A 1,828-nucleotide genomic window follows, 5' to 3' on the forward strand; every position below is an offset into this window, starting at 1 on the left:
GACTCGGCAACGGTGGACTGCAGGCTTTCCTTAAAGGCGGCAGCCATACCATGCAGCTTCATACGGTTCATCAGATCCAGAGAAATGATATTTTGGTCTTTCTCCTGAGTAACGGGTGCGGTTTTATTATTTGTTTCCATTGTTGTTGTTAGTTTTTGTTGTTGATTTTGAGAAGTATTCACGTCCACGGATGTTCTTGTGGTGCGGAAGTGATAAGTTGGTGTCCGAGTCCTGATCAGCCTGTGGCAGAAAGTCTGCATCATCGCCCCGGTTCAGGATACCGATAACATCTTGATATCCGTAAACGCGCATCAATGAAGCACAGGCGCATGCCGCCACAAGCCTGTCCTGTCCGAAGGTCTTTTCCAAGGCTAGGATACCTCTGCATGAGCGGAAGGCCTGAGGCATATATTTCTTCTGCGATGCTACATCCTTGAGATAAAGCAAGACGATATTATCTATCTGAGTAGCTCGTTCAAAAACCTCGTCCAGATCCTTTTCGTAGCTACCATGCCTACCGGGAAGATTGTGTGCCTCCTTCCGAGTGTAGCCATAGGGAGTGTCATCACGCTGGTGGGTTGTTACCAGCCGCAGGCCATAGAAGATATCGAGAGTATCAGCATCGTAAACAATATCGACACGCTTGCCTACATATTCCTTTGGCACGCTGTAATGATGCTTCTTGAGAGTTACATAGCTATTACGCATCACGGTCACAGATTTGCGTTCCTTCATCTGATACCGCACAGAGGGTAAAGTTCGTAGATAGTCTTTTTCTACCTCTTCAAACAACTGCCTGCGAGACTGATTGCGTCCGGTAAGTTTTCTCTCGTTGAAACGACTTAGAGATTGGATAATGCAGGCATTGAGTGATTCCAAATCATGGAACATCAGACCTTCGAGATCGGTATAAACAGACTTGTACATCAGTTTTACAGCGTTCTCTACAAGGGCTTTGTCTTTTGGGTGCCTGACACGTGCCGGATATACACTACAACCATAATGCTCGGCAAAAGCGGCAAAGTCTTCGTTAATAACCGGCTCATTGCGATTGCTCCGAGTTACCGCCGACTTCAAATTGTCAGGGACGATTGCAAAGGGCACACCCTCATAGAAGTGTAGTGCATTCTCACATGCTTTTATAAGGTCTTCTTTCTTCTGCGACCAGACTGCCTCACAGTAGGTATAGTGGCTACAAGGAAGGATGGCTACAAAAACTTCAACGGATCTGACTTCGCCTGTTTGCTCATCAACAACCTCTAGACGGTCGCCCGCAAAATCAATATACAGCTGGTCTGCGGCGTAATGCTCAACGTGACCCACCGGACGTGATACAAGCCGATAACGTTGTATGTACGCGCCGAAACTTGCATGACGGAATCCACCCGGATGCTCTCGCCGGTACTCTTCATACAAAGATTTTACTGTCACTCCTTTGCGTGTAAGTCTTGCGGCATACTCAGGTAAGAGCGCCTCCAGTTCCAACTGACGCACTGAAGGGGTACGTTCCCTCTCACCGCTGCTTCCAAACATCTCCTCAAGGCGCTTCGCCGGCATGGACTGAAGCTGCTCCATTGGCATACCACTCTCTTGAAACAAACGCACATACTTGCGCACTGTGTTACGGGATAGCTCAAAGGTCGCGCTGATACCTTTTATACCCATCCCCATTGCATAGCAATGAAGAATGTTTGCTAATTTTGTTGTCATAGTAATTTTAGTTTTAACCCATCGACCAGGAGGGTAAATCTAAATTACATAAAAATCCCCTGTTGGTTTATATTCCGACAGGGGACATTTTTATTTTGGCGAAAAGGGTCAAACATAT

At 46.8% G+C, this 1,828-nt stretch carries 1 protein-coding gene and 1 pseudogene; both read right to left on the reverse strand.

The genetic code is table 11. The features are described 5' to 3' along the window. A pseudogene (locus ACFO6W_RS26175) lies at nucleotides 1-140 on the reverse strand (ATP-binding protein); the annotation flags it as partial. After that, nucleotides 127-1,710, reverse strand: coding sequence for an IS21 family transposase (gene istA / locus ACFO6W_RS26180; RefSeq protein WP_380002093.1), 1,584 nt, complete (start codon nucleotides 1,708-1,710; stop codon nucleotides 127-129). The pseudogene ACFO6W_RS26175 and the gene istA, both read right to left, overlap by 14 nt. Nucleotides 1,711-1,828 lie beyond the last annotated feature (118 nt).

Origin of the sequence: Dysgonomonas termitidis (genome assembly GCF_042654545.1) — a bacterium.
Classification (GTDB): domain Bacteria; phylum Bacteroidota; class Bacteroidia; order Bacteroidales; family Dysgonomonadaceae; genus Dysgonomonas; species Dysgonomonas termitidis.

What these genes read in the sequence shown, in the direction of transcription:
- istA (WP_380002093.1), bottom strand. Translation starts at nt 1,710, where the DNA reads ATGACAACAAAATTAGCAAACATTCTTCATTGCTATGCAATGGGGATG.